Raw genomic sequence first — 21,513 nt, forward strand, 5'->3', positions numbered from 1 at the left:
GCTAAGCGTGAACCGGAACCTTCGTTATTCTAGTCACCACCCTCGACTCGATTAGTTATTCTTACCGTCTTCGCGCTTTCTCCTATGCTTTGCAGCGAGCCCAGCCAAACCAACAGACGCTAACAAGCTGGCAAGTATTGCAGATTGCGCAACATTACTACCAGTTTTAGCGAGCACAGGCTTTGACTCTGGCTCTGGTTGTGGCTCTTCTGGCTCAGGCTGCTCAACCTCAGGCTCTATAACTTGAGCTTCAGGAATCACAGAATGCGCAAAATCTGGCACAAACGGAATCTCAGGCGTTGGAACAGGCGCTGGAACTGGCTGCTCCGGCTGTGGCTCCGGAGTTGGCGTTGGATTAACATCATTCGATGCTGGAAGCACCTCAATATCAACCGTCACCTTAGCTTTGCGACCATACTTATCTACACTCGTGAAGGTAAGTTCAACAACCTTCTTACCATCAACAATCTTAGGCGTACCAGAAATTGTGCAAGTAGTGCCTTCGCAAGAATAAGAAATTCCAAGCTGTTTCAAACTACTACTACTAGACAACGCATTAACAGTAAACGGCTTACCATCCACCGAAACGGTTGCGTTTGTATCAGTTGTTCCATCATCTTTAAGAACTCCCTTAGTTAAGTTTGCAAGCGTAAACGTTGCAGGAACACCCTCAACCGCCTTGCCGCTAAACTTAAACTCCACAGGATCCATCTGCTCGAAGTTTGCAGTAATAGTGGTTTCGCGCGTTGGCTGTGGCTCTGGTAGCGAAATCTCTGGATTTACTCCAGCTTTGCGCAAAAGCTGCTTCAAAACTTCCAAGCTAGACTTCTTGGAGCTGCGAATTATCTTTGCAACAAATGGCTTATCTGCTTCATCAGCAAGCTCAGCGAGCACTTCTCGCTGTTCATCAAGAACATAACGATCAATTGCGTTCTCAAGATTAGCAAATGTTAAGTCTATTCCAGCTTCTTGCATCAAATTCTTCAAAGCTTCTATTGAAGAATGCTTAGAATCGGAAATTTGTTTAACGAGCCATTCCTTTCCAGCTTCTTTAGCAAGTTTTACAAGCAAAGCTTTTTCACGATTATGCTCAACGATTTCATCAACATCAATGCCACTCTGGACAAGCTTATCCTTAATATTTTGCAAGGAATCATGAGAATTGCGAATTTTTTGAGCTAGATCCGTCTTACCCTTACTTTCTGCAATCTTAGCTAATTCTTCACGCTTAGCATTGTAGACTTGCGCAGCATGTTGCTTTTGCGCTTCGTTCAGCAGATTTTGCAAAGCAGCAAGCGTAGATTTATCTGAGTTACGAATCAACTTTGCTACATATGGCATACCATCCATGATTGCCATTCGAGCCAAAGCTTCTCGTTCTTCTTCTGTGGCCTTGCGTTTATCTGCCGGAGCCGCTGGCTTTTCAGTCGTATTAGGCGACCAATTCTTGAACACGTAGCCATTATCTGCAAGCACGTCTGGAACCTGCATAAGCAAATTAGTAGCGTCATTTCGCACCCAATATACTGAAACTGGCTTGTCTCCAGCATGTTCAAGAGGCGATTTTTGCAAACTTCCGCCCTTACCGGCTACGTACGTCACCTTCGTGTAGTTCTTTTCTACAAACTTGGCTGCAGCAGTGCCCTCAGCTGGCAAATCGTTATCTGCAATAACTTTAGGCAAAACGTACACGCGTACAGGCAACTTAGTTGTAACAGTTTTTTGCTTTCCTGTAGTCTTATCTTTTTCATCAGTAGGCTTAGTTACATTCACCATAATTGTTGAAATTCCAGGCTTTGAAACATCAACCTTAGCATTCTCATCTACAGATACACTCACTCTAGGGTCAGTGTTATGTATGAGCTTATTAATGTTTGGAATACCCTCACCAACGCCAATAACTGTTTCTGGAATCTTCACATCGTCAACGCCATTTTGCTCAGCAACGAAGATGCGCGGCTTGCTAATATCCCAATTGTCATGTAATAATATATTCGACTTATCGCCGCTTGCATTATACATTTGCCACTTTGTAAAACCAGAAAGCGTTGCAGCAGTGTCGCTTGCAACCTTCTTAGCAAACTTAATGTTATCTTCTTTATCTTTTCCGTGACGAATATACAGCAGTTTTGGCTTATACGAACCGTCAGCCCACGTTCTGCCAAATCCTGGAAGGAATATGGTTGCAACGTAACCGTCTGGAATCTCGTCTTGCTGGGAAGCGTCAATTACGTTCTCTACGCGCTTATAAACCGCTTGATACGTAGTGTTAGCTTCATATTTATTTGTCGATATGCTTGAGCTTTGCAAAATTTCGCCTGTCTTAACTTCATCTATAGTAAGAGGCTTAGCATTATTACTATTTTCTGTAAAGTTATCAAGCTTCTTCCAACCAACGAACTCGTAATGGTAGCCATCAGCATCATAATCCTTGCCAATAGCCTGCGGAGCTTTTACGCCAGAAGTTTTGTTCGTATGCGCGTAGAACAAGGTTCGAGAACCACTAGCCATAGTTCCATAACTATTATTCGTAATGAAGTTAACCTTCTTATACTTATCAGTTATTTCCTTATGCTCATTTTTCTCATCGTCAGTTGGATTAGCGCCAAGATCCTTTACATTTTCACCGTAAATCAAGTCGTGCATTACTTTAAGCTTGCCAACAGTCTTATAGTCATAATAATTCTTATGAGTAGAAGGATCTTTAAAGTCGTTATACGTAACACGGACTATTAACGGAACAGTGTAAACGCCAGCTTTATCAACAGTTGGAGCAGTAGATGCATACTTAACTGTTACACTCTCTACATTTGGATTCTTTTCTGTATCAGTCAAAGAATCATAATTAGCAATATACTTTTCTGGACTTGGAAGAGTCTCTTTATCTCCACGAATTGCAAGCAAAGTATCGCTCTTAACATCTGGAGTAGCTAAAGGCTTCTGATCTGCCACGAACTCTTGGAAGGATTCATTAACAGTCCAATTTGTAACTGGTTCAATAGCTTTAACGTCAGATCCATCATTACGCATGCTGCTTCGAGACCAAGTTCCCTTAGCGCCAGTGAGATTGTTTTGAAGCATCTCAAGAACATTCACTGTCTTCCCACCAACAGTCTTCGTAATTTGGGAAATATCAGTGCCCTTCTTTACGTAGAACACCTTAGGGCCACTTGTTTTGTCATTCCACAATCTACCCGGAGCAGGCTTAAAGATTGCGACTACAGCATCCTTAGGAACTTCACCACCGTCAGACGAATTGGAGAAGTAGTCAATCTTCTTGTAAACAGCGTGGTAAGTTACACCGTTTTGCAAATTCGCATCCGTGTAGCGGTCGCTTGAATTTATGTCAAACTTCTGCTCTGGATTTGGATTCGCAGCAGTCGGCTTTACAACCTTAGTTGCCCAGCCCTTAAACACGTAGTGGTAATTATCTCTGCTGTGATCCCTACCGAAAGCTTGCGGCACGCGGATTCTAACATCCTTACCTTTGTAAACGTAAGCAGTTAGCGTAGTTGTTCCGCCAGTAGAAGGAGTAGTGCCAGTCGTATCATGACCAATAATAGTGCCTTCATCGTTCTTACCGGTAAAGGTAATTGGAACGTAGTCCTTAGCATTATTGATGCCGTAGTCGCTTTTGCTAAACTTATCCCAATCGCTTGCGTACACCAAATCTGGCAGCACGCGGTACAGCACTTCAGCTTCAGCAGTATTTCCATCAAGATGCACTTGCACTTTAATCTTGTGCAAGCCTGGAGTGTTGTCAAACTTTTCGTCTTTCGCAAAGCTGAACGTAGCACCAGTTGGATAATCAGTAGCATTGGTTATAAGCTTCTTAGCATCATTACTACTTCCGGTACTAATATTCTCCTTTGGCGTAAGCACTTGCGGAGCTGTAGCAACAGGTGCCTTCAGCTTGAAGTTAGCAATGTAAATTACTTCAGGGCTATTCTGCTCTTCGGAGCGAATCGGCAAACAATTTACGCCATCAGAATACTGAAGCTCCGTAGAACCAAGAGCAGACGAACCGATTTTAGAAGTCCAACCAGCAAACTCAAATCCATCCTTCGCTTTCACTGTCGGCAGCGGCATCTGGTAAGCCTTCGTGCCCTTAATCGCATCGTACACAAGAGCATAACCGTCAGCTACATTACTTCCTTGCCAGTCGACAACGCTACCCATAGAGCTTTGACCATCAGCCACTTCGAACACGTAGCGCCTGTAGTTGGTTGGGCGAGCTTGCTCATCGTCATTGGGATTAAGCATTCGATCGTCTTTGAACTTAAGCACGCGACCGTCCTTGCGCTTAAGCACGCGAACGTCTTTATACCTGAAGGTGATTTCAGGAATATTATTAACATCCTGCTTGCCATCTTTGTCAGTTTTATAAGTAAAACTTTTCTGCGTAGTTTCCGGCATAAAGCCTTCAATCGGCTTGTAGAATGCTACGTCATAGTTTCTATTTACAGAGCTGACTTCGCTTTCTGGAAGAAGATCCTTTTCTTTGCCATCCTCACCAACAGTTACGTAGCGAACCTTATACTTGCGCGTATTGTACGTTTGGTACACAAACTCGCCAGTATTCTGCTTCTCATTGCTCGAGGCTTCAAAGCTCGTGAAATGCTTATCTGGGAAGTGCGTTTCGTCACTATAGACTGCTTCCGCATTGTAGCGCAAATGCTCACGCAAGCCGGAAACCGTTTGCTCGGAAACATGATCTACAAGATCAGCTTCTGTATGATTATTTTTAGCCTCATTATACTGCTTAAACGTTACGCCAGGCTTTAAGAATATGTGCTTAAAAGTGCCATTGTAGCGAGTATCCTTAACCCACACTGCATCAAGCTTTATATCTTCGACTACTTTGTTGCCGAAAGCGTACGGAAGTTTTGTGCCATTCTTGTCAATTTCCCAGCCGTAGAAGTCGTAGCCTTTGCGAGTTGGAACCTTTATATCTTTATTTTCCTTAATAACATAGTAGTGATCGAACTGCTGTTTCGTAACTACGTTAGAGTCCTTTATTTCTTTGCCGTTTCCGTCAATTTCAGGCATATTGTAGTTAAGCGTTACAGTGTGCTTAATACCTTCTGGCTTACCCCACGCAGCGTAAAGCTTAATGCCGTTGACTGGCATTGTAATATCTTTGTCTTCGCCATTTATAAACCGAGTGCCAGCCTGATCAACAGCCCAGCCTTTAAACACGTAGTCTTTTGGCAAATTATCAGGGCGAACGATGGAGTAAGTTTTGACGTTAAGCTTGAATGTGTACTTGCCGTCGAATTGCTTAGACTTGTTATCGGCATCGTCTTTAGTTACAGAAGCATCGTAAGACTTAACTGCGCCATCGTTGTAGTACAAGGCTGCGTCGTCGCCGGTCAATTTAGCGTTGCCGCGCTTGGTCAAGCTATACTCAAATGGCAGTTTTTCTGTAGCAGCGCCACTGTCGTCCTTTATAGCATTGCCGTCCGCATTATAAAACTGCACGTCGTACGACTGGCGCTTGTACTTCATCTCAAGCCAAGCGTTTTTCTCATAATTATCGCTTGGAGCATCTGGCCCATAGGCTGCATCTGGATCTTCATCGCTGTCACTAGGTGCAGGACCTAAATAGTCACGAAACTTTATATGATACTTTTTCCTAAAGTTTAATAACCCTTTAGCCTGCGCTTCAGTAATTTCATCATCGTCTGTTAATTTATCCCACTCTTCGGAATCCTTTTTATACTCACTAGAAGCTTCATAAAGTGCCTCTGAGTCATCGTTAAAGTCATCTCTATCTTTCTGCTCAGCCTTAAGACCTGATGATACGCTGTCAAAACCAGCAATAGACGGAGCTGTAAAGGTATAACCAGTGTTATTAACATCATCTTTGCTATATGAATCAGTTGAAAGCACATACTTAATATCATCGCCAGTATCGCCATTTTTTGCAGACGCAATACTTTGCTTTTTAATAATAACCGTATATGGCATATCCTTATTAGCACCGGTTGTATCAGCTGTAAGCAGACGCTGATTATCTTTTAACTCGTGTGTAGTCTGAGGATTATGCTCAGGGTCATCGCTAATTTTAGGCGCTTGGTTCTTACCCATCGCACGCAAACTAGGGTCAGCAAATTCTTCTTTAGTAAAACGATACGGAGGAGTATCAAGATACTTTACATCCCCTGCATATCCAATACGCCACCCAAGAAAAGCCTTATCTTCATCACTAATATCATTACTAAGATCTATCTCTTCTACTCCTGGCCAAATATCAGTAAGCTTTTGACCGTAGCGAACATTTACGCGGTAACCTTTATGGTTAATCTCAGTGCCATTATCATCATCTTTACCATCATACTTCTCTGAGCACTTGCCGCCGCCAGCATAGCAGTAAATAGTTGTTTTGCCATGCTCGTCTTTTTTCTTTATAGCAGCATTGTTAGCAGCATCAGAATTAATAAATTCTAATCCAGCAGGCTTAGCAAAAATAAGCTCGTACTCTTTGCGATCGTAAACTAAGTTAAGAGTGTTGTTTAAGTCGTCCGCGCAAAGCTGCGATTTACTACGTTTGCCTAAATCTGGGCGACCTGGCACAAAATCATGTTGCTCACTGTTAAGTTCTTTAGTAAGCTTCTTATTCACGTGGAAGTAGCGCGTGAATAAATCCTTGCCTTTGTTTTTAGCGTCACCAGGATTCTCAGTATCATACCCATCTAAGTTTGTTACATGCGTATCGTTCATCCAGTTGAACTTTTCAATTAAGCCGTCTTTGTATTTATTCGCTTCTGTACCCTGCAGCTCTTCTCTAGTTAAGCCAAGCTCTGGGTTCTTTACATAATCATCTTTGCTTTTGCCATTAAGCTTACTAGCATCATCAACAACGCCAGCGTCATTCATCTTATCAAGCGCAACGTCGCTATCAGTTTGCACATTCTTGCGCTCAACAAGACCAACAAAGTCGTAGTTTGCAAGCGAATCCGGATGCTCTTTGTCAACCAAATCTGCCTTCTGCACCCACACGTTCACGCGGTAGCTAGTGGCAGCGTTAGCTGACCAAGCTGCGCGGAATTGCACATTGTGATCCGGCATCTTGTAGTTAGTACTAGTTCCTTTAATTAGTGGACCACTAGAACTACTATCTCCAGGTTTTACTACCTGCCATCCAAGGAACTTATGACCACGATACGTAGGTTCTGGAACCTCAGGCACTTTCTGGCCATAATACACTTTTTGAGCAGTAACATCCGTGCCGCCAGCAGAATCGTAAGTAACTTCATAGGCCTTACGGTAGTAGCGAAGGTTCAAAACAAGCTTGTCGCTTTCATCTTCAGAATCCGAAAGTGGCGAGCTAATAAGATTATGCTCCGGTTCGTAGCCTCGAATATACGTTGAAACAGCTGTTACATTCGAGCCAACTGTGCCAGTAATCTCCGTAACATGTATAACTTCTTTAGTTATTGTAATGTTGTTATTCTTGTCTTTAGTTTTATGTTCTACAACAATGGCTTTGCCGATATTAGGTGCTTCTTCAAACTCATCTTTATTGTCAAGCTTTTGCACAAGGTGACGCACATAGTACTTAGCTGTTTTAGGAGCATAGTTGATGTTCAACTCGCCGTAGTACTGAATGCCGTCGTCTGCTTTTGGCTGCGAAGACGATGAAGATTGCGGATTTGTAGACTGTGAGGTCTGCGGAGCTTGAGCGACGTTATTTCCCCCAACAGCCGGCCTTTCCTTTACAGCGTAATCAGTAATCAGCTTCTTGCTCAAACGCAAGTAGCGAACAGCATCCGCATCCGTGCCATCGTCAATAACGAACTTGCTTTTATCTCCCTCAACTTTTTTAACGTAGTACTGGTAATCCCCAGAATGATATACGGACGGGCGGTATCCAGCAGCTTTTGGAAGCTCAATGTATTCGTAACTATTAACATCGTCAAGCTTATTCAACTTTTCAACGTCAATCGTAAGCTCGTACGGCTGCACAAGCTGCTTATTCGCAGCGCCGCCAATCGTGTAGCGAATTTGCAAATTGTACGTGACTTCCGGCTTTTTGTCGGTTTGTACCTGACTGTTGGCTTCACTGGTGCTGCCTGCCGTTGGATGCTGCTCATTCGGCTTAATTACCTGGCTATTTGGATCAGTTGCTGTGTTATTAGTTGTTGCTGAGCCAGCATTCTGTGTGCCAGCGTTTGGAGTAGACGTTGAAGCAGGTGAAGGCGTTGGATTATTGTTCTGCGTAGACCGATTCTGTGGATCAGAGTTCGATGAATTAGTTGAAGGCGTAGCGTTTATATTTGCGCCTGAGCCGCTTGTATTTGCACCGTGTGTATTGGTTTGCGAACCTTGTGTAGAGCCTTGTGTACCTTGTGTAGAGCTTTCTGCACTTTGCTTTTGTCTATTGTATTGCGCAGTTGTATCTGCACTTGTGCTCGCCGTAGTTCCAGCACCAGCATTAGATTCTGCACTTGCAGGAGTTACAGGAGTAGACTGTGCAGGTGTATTACCTGCAGGAGCCGCAGCAGTAGATGCAGGCGCATTATTTGCAGAAGATGCAGCAGGAGATGCAGGCGCGCTTGTTGTTGTAGTAGGTACACTACTCCCGCTATTATCACCACCGTTATTCTCAGCAGACCTAGGCTTACGCACTTTTGGCGCATTTGCAGCACTTACTGTATTCGTATTTTCTGCGTGAGTGCTTGAAGGTTGTGCATTTGTATTCTGCTCGCTTGCAGGCTTCGAGCTTTCAGCATTTTCAGGCTGCTTATTTTCAGCCGGCTTAACTTCACCAGCATTCACTTCCTGTTGCTTTACTTCTGCCGTATTCTTTTCATCTTGTTTTGCAGTTGGCGCTGATTCTGGCTTTGTAGTCGGCTGCACAGGTTGATTCACTGCAGGAGTATCAACTGGCTTTACTTCTGACTGCTTAACTTTCGCAGGCTCAGAGGACTGAGCACTAGCTGGCGGATTAGCCGATTCAGTAGCACTTGCTGTATTTTCTGAAGAATTAACATTTGCCTTTGAGTCGGAAGTTGTATTTTTAATTTCAGACGTCTTTGTAGGCGTAGCAGACTTATCGCCATTAAAATCCTCAGAAGAAATTGCAGGCTGCGTATTCTGAACGTTCTCAACATTTTCACGCTGCTTTTGCGCTTCAATCGCACGTCGCGCAATTTCCACAAAAGCCTTAGTCTGCCTGCTTTCTCTTCTAGCTCCCACACCCCAACGAAGCATGTTAAGCTCTTGCGATCGCAAATTACCCTTGCCGGATTTACTAACAACATTTGCACTATCAACAATATTTTGCTGGTTGATTTGCAATGCAGAAGCGGCAGCGGACGGAAGCATCATGGCTAAAGTCGAAGCAACAGCAACGCCAGCAACACCGCGATTGAAACGAGCAGGCTTTACTGCCGTAGCCTTTAGCGACGTAGTCTTTTTGGCGTTCACAGCTTTTTTAGCATTAGGATTTTTATTAGCTTTCTCAGCCTTATGAAGCGCTTTTTTAACTGATACACCACGCAAATCCTTGCTAGCAGCCATTACTTCTCCTTAATCCAACCAATACAAATTTGTAAAATATTACGCACAAATCTCATATAAATTATAACTTATATACAATACACCTGTAGAGTATGCATTCACGAAATAAACAATTGCTTAATATGCTTAAAAGTAATAAATAAGCAAATCCACACAATTCATTAAATCTTCAAAATGTCATATCATATCTACATGCCATAGCATTATACCCCCCCCCCATCAAACTTTTATAATTATCCTTTTATGCAATCCGTATCATATATATATATAGAAACTCACTCATAGTAACTTACACATAGCAGCCGCACAGAATATGTTGTACTATAGTAAAGTCTGCTTTAACGCAGCGAATATTTGAAAATTCAAAAGGGGTCGATCGGTTTCGACGGCGATCTGTTCGCCGCGGGGAAGCGTGCCGAGAATGCGAAAGTCCACTCGTAAACGTCCTTTCGCAAAAGAATAAGTGCTAAATCTAATCGCACTGAGTTCGCTCTCGCTGCCTGAGCTTCGCGCCAGGATTAACCAGTGAGCAGCTGCTCCGTTCACCCACTCACGTCTTCGGGGTGGTGCTGAACGTCATTAGAAGACTTGCTTGAATTGCCGGGCTGCAGGGCAATTCAGGGACTTTTACTGTAGATATGCTCGCCATGAATTGTCTGCAATAACATGGGGGCAGAAAAACTGCCGCACGGCCAGCAGACTACGCACGTAGAAGACCGAGGGTACGATCACCGGACCGGGGTTCAATTCCCCGCGACTCCACAAACGCAAAAACGCCACTGCTCTACCATCGCTAACGCAACAGGTAAACAGTGGCGTTTTGTATTCGCGAGCGCTAAGGCGACATAAACTACTCACCACTGCGCTGTTTATGCCGCATTCACATTGGTAGCCCTTGCGCCCCGCAATTGTGCAATACAGCCAGCATGTTCTGCTTCTCGTCACGCGTTACAGTAAGCCCATACTTATATTTGACAGCAATTTGACGAGCCACATATTCGCATCTAAATGATTTGTTAGAAGGAAGCCAGTACGCTGCAGAAGCAGATCCTTTTTCTTGATTTGCCGCGCCTTGCACAGCAAGTAAATTAAGCATATCGTTGCCAAATTTTAACCTTTTTGAAGCATTCCAATTCCAAGCCCCAGATTCCCAAGCGTTTTGCAAAGCAACAACGTGATCTATTTGCACCAAAGCGCTGGTTTTACGGCCACGTACGAAATTAATATCCAATCCAGTGTACGGATCATGAAGAAGCCCTGAGCGCACTTTGCACGAGCCAGCGTACTTGTATTTCACGTTTCGCAAATCGCGAGCTAAAACATCTTCTCTAACATCGCAACCGTTGCCATCTTCATCCGTAGTGCGATACCCAAATACTTGACGCTCGTAGCCTTTGTGATACGGTTTCGCTACACGAAGCTTTTTAAGCGCTTTAGCTGCATCTCCACTCGCCTCATACTCACCAGTAATCTTGCCTACATTGTTACTAATCTTTGGCAAGAGCAAGCCAACAGCAACGCCAATTAGTACAGCAAGTATAATCATCCAAAAAATTGCAGCTAACTGTCTTTTTGAAAATTTACGCTGCTTGTGCCTATACATACTATTTACCAGATGCTCCAGCTGCTGCAGCTGCCCCACCAGCCGCTTTACCAGCTTTACCAGCTTTACCACTCGTTCTTACCATCGAAGGTATACGCTGCAAAACAACGTCAATAACTTGCTGAATCATAATCACAAGCAACACCATTGCCATAACAGCATATACTGTGCTCCATGCTGGAAGATTCGTTGGAACAGGATGAATAGTATTTGCCACAACCAGCGCCGCAGCAGCAATACTTGCCAACGCCAAAGCTAGTATAAACGACGAGATGCCGGCTATTTTACGTGCTAAACGCATGTCTTGTTGCGAAACTTTTTTCATTGAAGCAATCATTCTATTTACACAATGCTCACCTTGACGGAAAGCAAGAATCTCATCAATACCAAGCTCAATATCGTTCACTTCGCACTCAACATCATTCTTTTCATAACGAAGCTTATTTACAACATGTTTTGAACGAATAAGCAAGTATCTAGGCAGCACAAACACAATAATCAAGCATGCTGCAATCGCAATATAAGATAAGTTTTTGTTGAAATAGTAAAGCACAACAATTAGCGGAATAACAGCGCAAACCATTCCAACATTCATACTTATATGAGCCTTATGCCAACGCTCGTTATGAATGTCTAAACCTGCAAAAGAAATCACAAGAGTAAAAGCTCTAATAGCCATGCATAAAACAGCAACCATAACGCATTGTTGCATTACAAAACCAAAGATTGGTCTGCCAGCAACAGCAAACATTGCAGAAACAATAGTTACAGGAATACACACTGTTGCCGCAAAATTAAGTGCTGTAATAAACGTAGAAAGAATAGCAAAAATAGCGCGCTTAAACTTGGAAATGTTACGCTTGCTAGATTCGGAAATAATAGCAGAAATAGGTGCGATATTTTTTATTTGCACACTTGCTTGCGATTTTTGAATTTCGCCCGACTTATTATCCAAAATATGCCTATAAGATTCCACAGTAACTTTAGCATCCGCAGAAGTGCAACCCGCATCGTTAGGCATTAAAACTATTACAGTTGCAGAGCGCGCAACTCTACGCAAAATCTTAATAATTTTTTCGGCTTCTGATTCACTAATATCTTGCGCACAATAGTCGAAAATGTAAACAGGAGTGTGACGAAGTAAAGCGCGCGCAAGAATAATTCGACGAATAATATCTTCCGGATTGTATGCTGAATCAGGATTATTTAGCAAACGATCAATAGGAATATCTAATCCGTCATAATCTGCATAAACAACGCCATCTACTCTAGCAGCTCGCAAAGCATCCCACATAGCAGTAGTTGTTGCATTTGGAGCAGCAAGAAGTAAGTTTTCGCGCAAAGTCATGGAAAACAGGTGACTTTTTTCGCTAACAACAGTAACAATATCTGCAAGAGCACCATAAGTAGCATCATTTAGAGAAAGATACGAAGAATTGCCACCTTCCCCAAAAGTATCAAGCGAAACAAATGGAGAATCATCATCTTCCTGAACTTCGTAACGATCGCTATAAGACAGCAATACGTCGGCGTTTTTGTTAAACCCAGTTCCAGAAAGTATGTACGAGTGCACATCAGACTGATATTTGCTTGGAACTACTTGAAGCTCACCAGAGCGCGCAACTATAGATAAACGCTCAAATTCGTTATTATTACTACCATTGCGTTTAATATCGCAGCGCATGCGCAAAGCAATATTCGTAGAACCATCTGGCAAAGATAATGTTGAACCGTCATCACTAAAAGCTATTGGAGCGTTAGAATCTGTTACAGTACGCAATAAAGACTCAACGTGCTCCATTCCAAGCACAGCATCACGAATAACATGCATATACTTGCTAACAGCTCTAAACGGCTGGACACTAAGCATTAGCAAAGGCATTGTTAGCAACGCTGCAGCAAGACCAACGCCTTTTACGCTAGATAACCAAACTGTAGCAACAATCGCTATTGCAGCAATAACATAAGAGCACAACGCGCTAACGCAACGCCAAAATGCATAGCGCATAAGCAAAACTAGCACAAGAGACGCAATATTAAACATTGCAGATATAGCGCAAATGCCAGCAATAGCAGGATTTACCGTGCATAGCACAGCAGAAATAACTACTGGAATAGGAATAGCCGCAACGATTTGAGGCACAAGAACGGCAATAAAACGCTGAATTGCAGAAATATCGTCATTTACTGAAAAATTTACAAAATCTCCAGTTTCTTCAATATTTGCAGATCTTAAAGATAGCATTGCATGAAGCATTTTTGGACGCAAACGCATTGCAACACGCGACTCAATATCTGTTTGCATAGTCGAAGACCAGTGAAAAGCCGCGTATTTTATAAGAATAATAGCAACTAAAGCAATAATATACGAAGTAAATTCAACAGAACTCATTAAAGAAGTTCCAACTGAACGAACTGGGCGAAGAACTGGAGAGAGCATTCCAACACAAACGTAAGCAAATGCAATATTCATAAGATAAGAAATCGCTAGGCACGCCGACCTTAAAGCAACTAAATGCTTAATTCCTGGAACGAACGCAAAACAGCGATTTATCATCTCCTGATCCTTTTCTTCATTACGAATACTCATTGCAAATTTTTCCAAAAATAAGTTCCCCCACCGCTTTTAAGATTACGCTTCACACACACCATCAACACGCCGGCTACCGCTAAATTATGTTGATTTTAAGCCGTTCTGGAGCTTTGAAACATTCGCCAAAAAGAAGGCAATTTAACATTTGCGTAGATTTAGCAAGAACAATCTACACTTATTAAAACTTGTTTATAAATTCACTTGTTTATAAATTCCAAGACAGTCTGTGCAAATCGCTAGGCCCTACTTCTTTAATTGCGTTTCGATGAGATAACGAACCGTAGCCTTTATTATGCGCCCAATCGTAGGCTTCATATTGCGTTTTTTTAGATAACATCACCATAAGATTATCTCTTGTAACTTTTGCCAAAACTGCAGCAGCCGCAACACTTGCACATTGACGATCTGCCTTCACAAGAGTATGCACTTTTACAGGAATCGGCACAAATGGTGCGTCAAAAGTGTTGGCAACTTTATCAATGTAGTCGCATGGACCATCCAATATTGCTGCAATACGAGTGTTTTCTTTTTTACACATTTGCATATCTTCCTCGACTTTTGCAATTGCTTTCAAAGCCGCAACTCCAAGCGCGTAACTAATACCCCACTCATCTATTTCTTTATTAGTACAAGATCCAACAGCCCAAGAAGTACACCATTTTTGAAGAGGATTAAATAAGTCTTCTCGACGACGCTCAGTAAGTAGTTTAGAATCAGCTAAACCTTCAGGAATTGTTTGCGCTTCGATTTGATTTTTACAAATAGCTGCAGCTCCAACCATTACCGGACCTGCAAGAGATCCGCGGCCAACTTCATCTAGACCAATAATCCAATCATATCCTTCGCAAAGCAAGCTTTTTTCATTATCGAGAGATGGCGTAAGAGGTATTTTAGAAGATTCTTTCGGCATAATTAAGACTTTACTTGCATAAGTTTAATTTACAAGTTTAATTCGCGATTTAATTTCGGATTAGTTGTTGTTTAATTTCGGTTTAATTCGCAGATTTGCTTGGAACATCGTCAAAAGCATCATGATGCTCGTCCAAAACACCAATTCGATCCAAAGGCCACGTACGGAACACTGCAACGCCCTCGATTTTAGAAATCGGCACCAAACCATCGTCCCCATCGTTACGATGGTAGCGAGAATCTGCAGAATTAGCGCGATTATCTCCAAGAACAAAAACATGCCCAGCTTTAACCTTTACCTTAAAAGGAAAAGCACTTGGGTCAACACCAGGACGAATGTAAGCAGATTCGCGAACCGGAACACCATTAACCGTAACAGGCTCCCCCGCACCCTTACATTCCACAGTATCTCCAGGCAAACCAATAAGACGCTTAATCAAATCCTTGCCAACTAAACCATTAGAAGATTCTCCACTTAGCCAATGAGCAGGATCTTCAAAAACTACAATATCTCCTCGATGCAAAGGAAATACTCTAGGAGTTAGCTTTGATGTAACAACGTAATCACCAATGTGAATAGTGTCAAGCATAGAACCGGAAGGAATAGTGTACGCGCCGAGCAAAAACAGGCGAATAATTAACACTACAAAAACTGGAATACCAAACCAAACTAAAGCGTCTTTAAGAGAAAAATGATCTCCGCTTTTTTGATTACGAGCATGAGCAAAACGTTTGATATTTCGGCTCTCTCTACTGTTTTTTTTGTTTTTTCTATTTTTCCTAAAACCACCAAAACCGGAAGGCTCATAACCTTCCGGTTCAGGCGGAACCGGTGAAGGATCTACGCCATGACCCGCTACAGCAACGATGTGAGTATCGCTAATTTGCGTGCCATCAGACATAATTTAATCCTTCACTTTAAGGTTGATTTACTTAGCAGCGCTGTTATCACGACGCTCGGCAATACGAGCAGCCTTACCACGCAAAGCGCGCAAGTAGTAAAGCTTAGCGCGACGAACGCGACCGCTACGAACCAGCTTAATCGAATCGATAGCTGGGGAATGAAGTGGGAAACGACGCTCAACACCAGTACCGAAGCTCACCTTACGCACAACGAAAGTTTCACGCACGCCAGCACCCTTACGAGCAATCACCACACCGGTGAAGGTCTGAATACGAGTGTTGTTACCTTCCTGAATCTTAACGTTAACGTCAACAGTGTCACCAGGACGGAAAGCTGGGATTTCCTCAGCTGCCTTAAGATGCTTAGCATCAAATGCTTCTACAGCATTTACCATAATATTCCTCCATCGCCGCCGCATACCGACGCATAGTAAGCGTTAGCAGCAAATGCGCTACGCAATTTTCCCCAAAAAGTTCGCTTTTTAGGGGGCTTTCGATCCGCGCAATCTTAAATAAGAAGCGACTAGACCTAAAGATAAAAGAACTATGCGGCATCCTTTTATCGAAAGCATACAAGTATCAAATTTATGCACAATAATGGACATTATTAATGAGCAGTATTGCACACTATTTCAAGCTATTTCAAGCTATTTCAAGCTATTTCAAGCTATTTCAAGCTATTTTAGCGTGCAACACCGTCCAAAGGAGCAGTTTCAACAGTACGAGTCAACTCGTCATCGTCGGCATCGTAATCAAACAACTCACCATAACGACCCCAGCTAATCGCAATATCAAACTGCTGACGAGCAAGCGCATCCGTATGCTTACTGCGCAACAAATCCAAAATCAACTCGCCGCGAAGCTTACCGTTGCGGTTACGACTCAAAGCCTGATCAATTGCGTGAACAAGAGGCGCATGCTCAATAGCTAGTCGCGCAAAAACTTGCTTACTGTGCAAAATGTCGGCGTTATGCCATTCTTCACCAGCAGAAGTAATAGTAATATGGCCGTTTTCTGCGGTAAGAAGATTAAGCATTGTTCCAGCATCAACAAGCGGGAACAAATCGTCGATTTCAAACGACAAGTCTGCTGCCAAATCAGCCAAATCAATTCCGTCTGGATTTTCTGAAATAACGTCAAGCAAACCTGCCATACCGCCTGGGGTTGCGTTTGGAAGCAAACGAACCGACACAGGCTCTGCCTTCGCCTCTCCAGATTCAGCTTCATCTTCGCCTTGCTTGTCTTCATCCTCATCATCATGATGACGCTGAATAAGCATATCTGCAATTGCTGCAGCTTCGTTATCTTCAGCATCCTCAGTATCTGCAGCTTGAGTTTGGTTCTGCAAATCATTAGACTGTGAACTCTCCTGCTCAGAAGCACTTTCCGGAGCAGAACCGGTCAAAATAGCGTACAGATTATCTACCATCGCCTCAAATTCAGCACTGTGCTTATCTCGAGGACGAGGCAAATCAACCTGAACGTCTGCAATTAGATGACCTGGATGTGAACCTAAAACAACCACACGGTCAGCCATTTGCACAGCTTCTTCAATATTGTGCGTAACAATAAGCACAGACTTAATATCGCGCTCCTCGCTAGACCAAAGCTTAAGCACTTCCTGACGCAAGTTTTCTGCAGTAAGAACATCGAGTGCGGAGAACGGCTCATCCATAAAAAGCGCATCCGGTCGCAAAACCAACGCACGCGCAATACCTACGCGCTGACGCATACCGCCGGAAAGCTCCTTTGGATAAGCTGTTTCAAAGCCGTCCAAACCGATTGCATCAATTGCAGCGAGCGCAAGTTCAGTGCGCTTTTCTTTGCTAACACCTCTAGCTCGCAAACCAAGCTCCACATTGTCTTGCACGGTAAGCCACGGCATAAGAGCAAAGGTTTGAAATACGATTGCAACCCCCGGGTTTGGGCCTGTAAGCTCACGACCACGATACGTTACTGTGCCTTCTGTTGGCTGCACAAGACCAGCCATTGTGCGAAGGAAAGTTGATTTTCCAGCACCGGAACGTCCCAAAATTGCTACGATTTCGCCTTCTCGAAGAGTGAAAGAAATATCGTGCAAAACATGCTGAGTTGTGCCGCTGTCGGAAGTGAAGCTTTGACTGATGTGCTTTGCGTCGATAATATCGCTTGTAATTGAGGATTGCACTGTTTTTGCATTGCTTTTCAAAGTATTCATAATTTTGCCAATCTGTTTTATAAAATTTGTTATTTTAGCTGATTCAGTTAGATGATTTAATTAGTTGATTTAATTCAGCTAATTCAATACGTAGCGTTTTTCGGAAATACGTTGTAGAGGCGACCAGAATAGTCGATTACTTAAAACAACAATTAAGCTCATGACAGTTACGCCAACCAGAGTGCGAGCAGTATCTCCCATAGTAGTTGCGTTGGTAATATAAGCACCCAAACCTGCAGTAGACATATGATGCTTACCGTATTCAACGATTTCCGACACAATCGAAGCGTTCCAAGCGCCGCCTGCAGCTGTAATACCGCCAGTGCACCAAGAACCGAAAATAGAAGGCAAAATAAGCGTCTTCCAACGTAAAACTCGAGCCAGCCTAAAGCTGCGTGTCATTTCACGCAAATCATCTGGAATAGCGCTAGCGCCAGCAATAACATTGAAAAGAATGTACCATTGCGTGCCAAGAGCCATCAAAATAATACTTCCCCAACCCAAGTCAATGTGCCAAGCCATAAACAAAGCCATTGCAAATGGGAATATAAAGTTTGCTGGGAAGCTGGCAAGAATCTGCACAATAGGCTGCATAATTCTAGAAATCTTTGGATTCATGCCAATTAAAACACCAACTGGAACCCAAATAAGCGAGCTAATAAGAATCAAAACAGCAACTCGCACAAAAGTAATTCCGCCAAGCATGCCTGCTGTAATAAACTCTTGCAACCCTGCAGTTGTATGCACAAAGTAAAGCATATGCACTACACCTGCTGCAACAATAAGGAACATTAAAACGTTAAACGCCCAGTCTCCAAACTTGCGCTGCGAAGCTTTATGAGGCCACTTAGCTCCTGTGCAGCCAAGCGGACGAGTAATCTTTTCTAGCCACTCTCTAATTGGCAAGAAAAGCTTGCTAATAACCTCATCCGCGTGAGAATGACGAATAAGCGTCAAAATAGCGCTGTGACGCTCATCGTCCGAAGCACTCTGCGTAATGCGGAAACGCTCAGCCCATGCAGTAAGCGGCTTCCACAAGAAGAAGTCAAGCGCCAAAACAACCACAACCATAGAAGCAATAGCCCACCAAATATTCCCGAGCTTATTATCTGCAGCAGATTGCGCAACAAAGCTACCGATACCAGGAAGAGCGTAAGTGTGGTTATTTACGGAAATCATTTCCGAAGCGGTAAGGAAGAACCATCCGCCACCAACAGACATCATGCAGTTCCAAAGCAGCGGAATCATTGCGTTTGGCATATCTAGCACCCAGAAGCGCTGCCAATGCGTAAGTTGCAAGCTGCGCACAGCCTCGTCCAGCTCCTTAGGCTCACTTAAAAGCGAGCGGTGGAACGAGAAAGTCATATTCCATGCTTGGCTTGTAAAAATAGCGAAAATCGAAGCCGCTTCAACGCCGAGCATCGATCCAGGGAAAATCACCAACCAAATGGTAACAGTCGCCGAAAGGAAGCCCAGAATTGGCACGGACTGCAAAATATCCAAAAGCGGAATAAGCACCTTGCCAAGTCTTCGACTTCGAGCTGCAAGAGAGCCATAAACAATAGTAAAAATAAGAGATGCCACTAGCGCAAGAAGCATACGAAATACTGAGCGCAAAGTGTAGTAAGGAAGATTAATTAAGTCGGTAGACACTTTAGAAGGAATACCGCTTGGGCCAATCGGCTGATTTATGCGCTGAATAAGGAAAGCAGTTACGCCAAAAACAGCAATAATGCCTACGCACACAATAATATCGGACCAGAAGCGAGTGTTCTCGTCAACCTGTGCGCCTGCGCCTTCCTTGCGCGAAGTTGTGAATACGGTCATAATAAAGTCCTCTGATAGGAGCTAAAGGTTTATTGCCTTTACTTATATTTTCTTAAATCTTTTTCAGATTTAGTTGCAGATCTATTTTCAGATCTATTTTCAGATTGATTTATGTAGCCGTATCACCATTGATTGCTTTTTAGGCTCAAAAAATTGCAGCTTACTTTTTATTTTTGCAAGTTTCCAAGTAAGTTTTGCAGATTTCGTAAGTTTTATTTTTGCAATCTTTGCAACCTAAATGCGGTGATTGCCGGCTTCATATATTCAGGAGGAACGTCCGAACTACTACTGCCAATAGTGTCAGAACCTTCACTCGTAGTGCGAGTACTAGAATTATGACTGTTACTGTCATGTTTCACGGCAAATCACCTCCTTAACGCCGTGCCAATTATAAATAACGATTAAACCTGTGTCAAGGCACGCTACGCACAGAGGAATCTTAAACAAAGCTATTTATTCTGTAATAAACAAAGCTTGTAATTCAGGCAACAAAGCTCGCAAAGCGTGGCCGCGGTGAGAAATACTATTCTTCTCTTCCTGAGTAAGCTCAGCGCTAGTTAAACCTTCCATTTGAACGCCGTTACGAATAGGCTGCTCGTCTGGAACAAAAATAGGATCGTAACCAAAACCGTTATTTCCACGCTCTTCGCGAAGAAGATGACCAATCATCTCCCCCATTCTAACCGTTTCAAAACCGTGAGTGTGCAGCATAACACTGCCTTCAGGAACTTCGCTACAAGCATCTGGAATAGCAAGAGCAGCAGCACAACGAAAACGCGCTGTTAAGAATCGATCCGGAATATCCGAAAGCTGCTTAAGAAGAAGAGCATTATTAGCTTTATCGTCACCATGAACTCCGCTCCAACGAGCAGACAAAATTCCAGGAGCGCCGCCCAAAATATCAACAATAATACCGGAATCATCCGCAATAGCAGGCAAGCCAGTTCTTGAAGCAACATCTCTAGCTTTAAGCAACGCATTCTGCTCAAAAGTAACTCCTGTTTCCACAGGATCTGGCAAACCAAGAGAACCAGCAGTAATCAGTTCGAACCTATCTGCTAGTTGAGCTAACTGTTCAGCTAAAATACGCTTAATTTCAACGAGTTTTCCCTCATTATGTGTTGCCACAACAAGTTTCACGCCCGCTCTCCTTCAATCTGTTTACTATTTGGCTAAAGCAGCTTTTTGCGCTTTCTGCAGCTCACGATTACCTTTTGTTGCTAAATCAAGCAAAGTATTTAATTCGTCGCGATTAAACGGACGATGCTCAGCAGTTCCCTGAATTTCAATAAACGTGCCAGAACCAGTCATAGCAACGTTCATATCTGTCATAGCCTGACTGTCTTCAACATAAGGCAAATCAAGCATAGGCGTGCCATTAATAACGCCAACCGAAACTGCCGAAACAGCATCTTTAAGAACGCTTGCAGCGGAACGAATATGACCATTCTTTTCCGCCCAATTAAGCGCATCTACCAATGCTACGTAAGCTCCAGTTACGGAAGCTGTGCGAGTTCCACCATCTGCCTGTAAAACATCGCAGTCGATTTGAATCTGGCACTCGCCCATTGCTTTCATATCGACAACTCCGCGCAAGCAGCGACCAATAAGACGGCTAATTTCATGCGTGCGACCGCCAATTTTTCCGCGCACAGATTCGCGGTCGGTACGCTCAGCAGTAGCTCGAGGAAGCATAGAATATTCGGCAGTTACCCAGCCTAAGCCGGAATCCCTGCGCCAACGAGGAACACCAACAGTAAAAGTTGCAGTGCACATAACGCGCGTATTTCCGCACTCAATAAGCACAGAGCCTTCAGGAACATCAGTAAATTTACGCGTAATTCGCACAGGGCGAAGCTCGTCAACTTCACGACCGTCTACGCGAATTGGTTTTACAGATTCCAGCATATCCTTGATTTGAGCCATAACTCACAAATTTAGCACGTGGCTGTTATC

General features: G+C 43.3%; 10 protein-coding genes, 1 other RNA gene and 2 pseudogenes. 1 reads left to right on the forward strand and 12 read right to left on the reverse strand.

Annotation, left to right across the window (positions count from 1 at the left end; translation table 11 throughout):
• Positions 1-51 precede the first annotated feature (51 nt).
• Positions 52-9,525, reverse strand: a complete 9,474-nt coding sequence (locus HXT33_RS04705; protein WP_421786770.1) for an InlB B-repeat-containing protein — start codon at positions 9,523-9,525, stop codon at positions 52-54.
• Between the two features lie 368 nt (positions 9,526-9,893).
• Between HXT33_RS04705 and ssrA the strand changes: the two genes are divergently transcribed.
• Positions 9,894-10,290: a transfer-messenger RNA gene (gene ssrA / locus HXT33_RS04710) on the forward strand.
• Between the two features lie 115 nt (positions 10,291-10,405).
• On the opposite strand, the gene HXT33_RS04715 is transcribed toward ssrA, so the two are convergent.
• The 11 genes and pseudogenes from HXT33_RS04715 to rph form a co-directional block, all read right to left on the reverse strand.
• Complete coding sequence (locus HXT33_RS04715; protein WP_421776037.1) at positions 10,406-11,128, reverse strand: HNH endonuclease family protein; 723 nt, start codon at positions 11,126-11,128, stop codon at positions 10,406-10,408.
• A 1-nt stretch (position 11,129) separates the two neighbouring features.
• A complete protein-coding gene (locus tag HXT33_RS04720) occupies positions 11,130-13,718 on the reverse strand; it encodes an ABC transporter (protein ID WP_421786772.1) in 2,589 nt (862 codons plus the stop codon).
• Between the two features lie 208 nt (positions 13,719-13,926).
• Positions 13,927-14,631, reverse strand: coding sequence for a ribonuclease HII (locus HXT33_RS04725; protein ID WP_421786774.1), 705 nt, complete (start codon positions 14,629-14,631; stop codon positions 13,927-13,929).
• Positions 14,632-14,713: 82 nt separating this feature from the next.
• Positions 14,714-15,532, reverse strand: coding sequence for a signal peptidase I (gene lepB / locus HXT33_RS04730; protein WP_421786776.1), 819 nt, complete (start codon positions 15,530-15,532; stop codon positions 14,714-14,716).
• Between the two features lie 27 nt (positions 15,533-15,559).
• Positions 15,560-15,928, reverse strand: a complete 369-nt coding sequence (gene rplS / locus HXT33_RS04735; RefSeq protein ID WP_004127473.1) for a 50S ribosomal protein L19 — start codon at positions 15,926-15,928, stop codon at positions 15,560-15,562.
• Positions 15,929-16,215: 287 nt separating this feature from the next.
• Positions 16,216-16,842 (reverse strand): annotated as a pseudogene (locus tag HXT33_RS04740) (AAA-associated domain-containing protein); the annotation flags it as partial.
• Between the two features lie 62 nt (positions 16,843-16,904).
• Positions 16,905-17,730: pseudogene (locus HXT33_RS04745) on the reverse strand (ABC transporter ATP-binding protein); the annotation flags it as partial.
• 78 nt (positions 17,731-17,808) lie between these two features.
• Positions 17,809-19,557, reverse strand: a complete 1,749-nt coding sequence (locus tag HXT33_RS04750) for an ABC transporter permease (RefSeq protein WP_421776034.1) — start codon at positions 19,555-19,557, stop codon at positions 17,809-17,811.
• Positions 19,558-19,769: 212 nt separating this feature from the next.
• The gene (locus tag HXT33_RS04755) at positions 19,770-19,916 is read right to left on the reverse strand and encodes a hypothetical protein (protein WP_176605909.1); all 147 of its coding nucleotides are present in this window, start codon (positions 19,914-19,916) and stop codon (positions 19,770-19,772) included.
• 94 nt (positions 19,917-20,010) lie between these two features.
• Positions 20,011-20,697, reverse strand: a complete 687-nt coding sequence (locus HXT33_RS04760; RefSeq protein ID WP_004135505.1) for a non-canonical purine NTP pyrophosphatase — start codon at positions 20,695-20,697, stop codon at positions 20,011-20,013.
• A 24-nt stretch (positions 20,698-20,721) separates the two neighbouring features.
• Positions 20,722-21,483 (reverse strand): ribonuclease PH, encoded by a 762-nt coding sequence (gene rph / locus HXT33_RS04765; RefSeq protein WP_004135504.1) that lies wholly within the window; start codon positions 21,481-21,483, stop codon positions 20,722-20,724.
• Between the last annotated feature and the right edge of the window lie 30 nt (positions 21,484-21,513).

Source organism: Gardnerella sp. DNF00753 (genome assembly GCF_049244275.1).
In the GTDB taxonomy this organism is placed as follows: domain Bacteria; phylum Actinomycetota; class Actinomycetes; order Actinomycetales; family Bifidobacteriaceae; genus Bifidobacterium; species Bifidobacterium greenwoodii.

Excerpts from the sequence above, each read along its gene's own strand:
- HXT33_RS04705 (WP_421786770.1), bottom strand. The coding sequence starts at position 9,525 with ATGGCTGCTAGCAAGGATTTGCGTGGTGTATCAGTTAAAAAAGCGCTT.
- HXT33_RS04715 (WP_421776037.1), bottom strand. The coding sequence starts at position 11,128 with ATGTATAGGCACAAGCAGCGTAAATTTTCAAAAAGACAGTTAGCTGCA.
- HXT33_RS04720 (WP_421786772.1), bottom strand. The coding sequence starts at position 13,718 with ATGAGTATTCGTAATGAAGAAAAGGATCAGGAGATGATAAATCGCTGT.
- HXT33_RS04725 (WP_421786774.1), bottom strand. The coding sequence starts at position 14,631 with ATGCCGAAAGAATCTTCTAAAATACCTCTTACGCCATCTCTCGATAAT.
- lepB (WP_421786776.1), bottom strand. The coding sequence starts at position 15,532 with ATGTCTGATGGCACGCAAATTAGCGATACTCACATCGTTGCTGTAGCG.
- rplS (WP_004127473.1), bottom strand. The coding sequence starts at position 15,928 with ATGGTAAATGCTGTAGAAGCATTTGATGCTAAGCATCTTAAGGCAGCT.
- HXT33_RS04750 (WP_421776034.1), bottom strand. The coding sequence starts at position 19,557 with ATGACCGTATTCACAACTTCGCGCAAGGAAGGCGCAGGCGCACAGGTT.
- rph (WP_004135504.1), bottom strand. The coding sequence starts at position 21,483 with ATGGCTCAAATCAAGGATATGCTGGAATCTGTAAAACCAATTCGCGTA.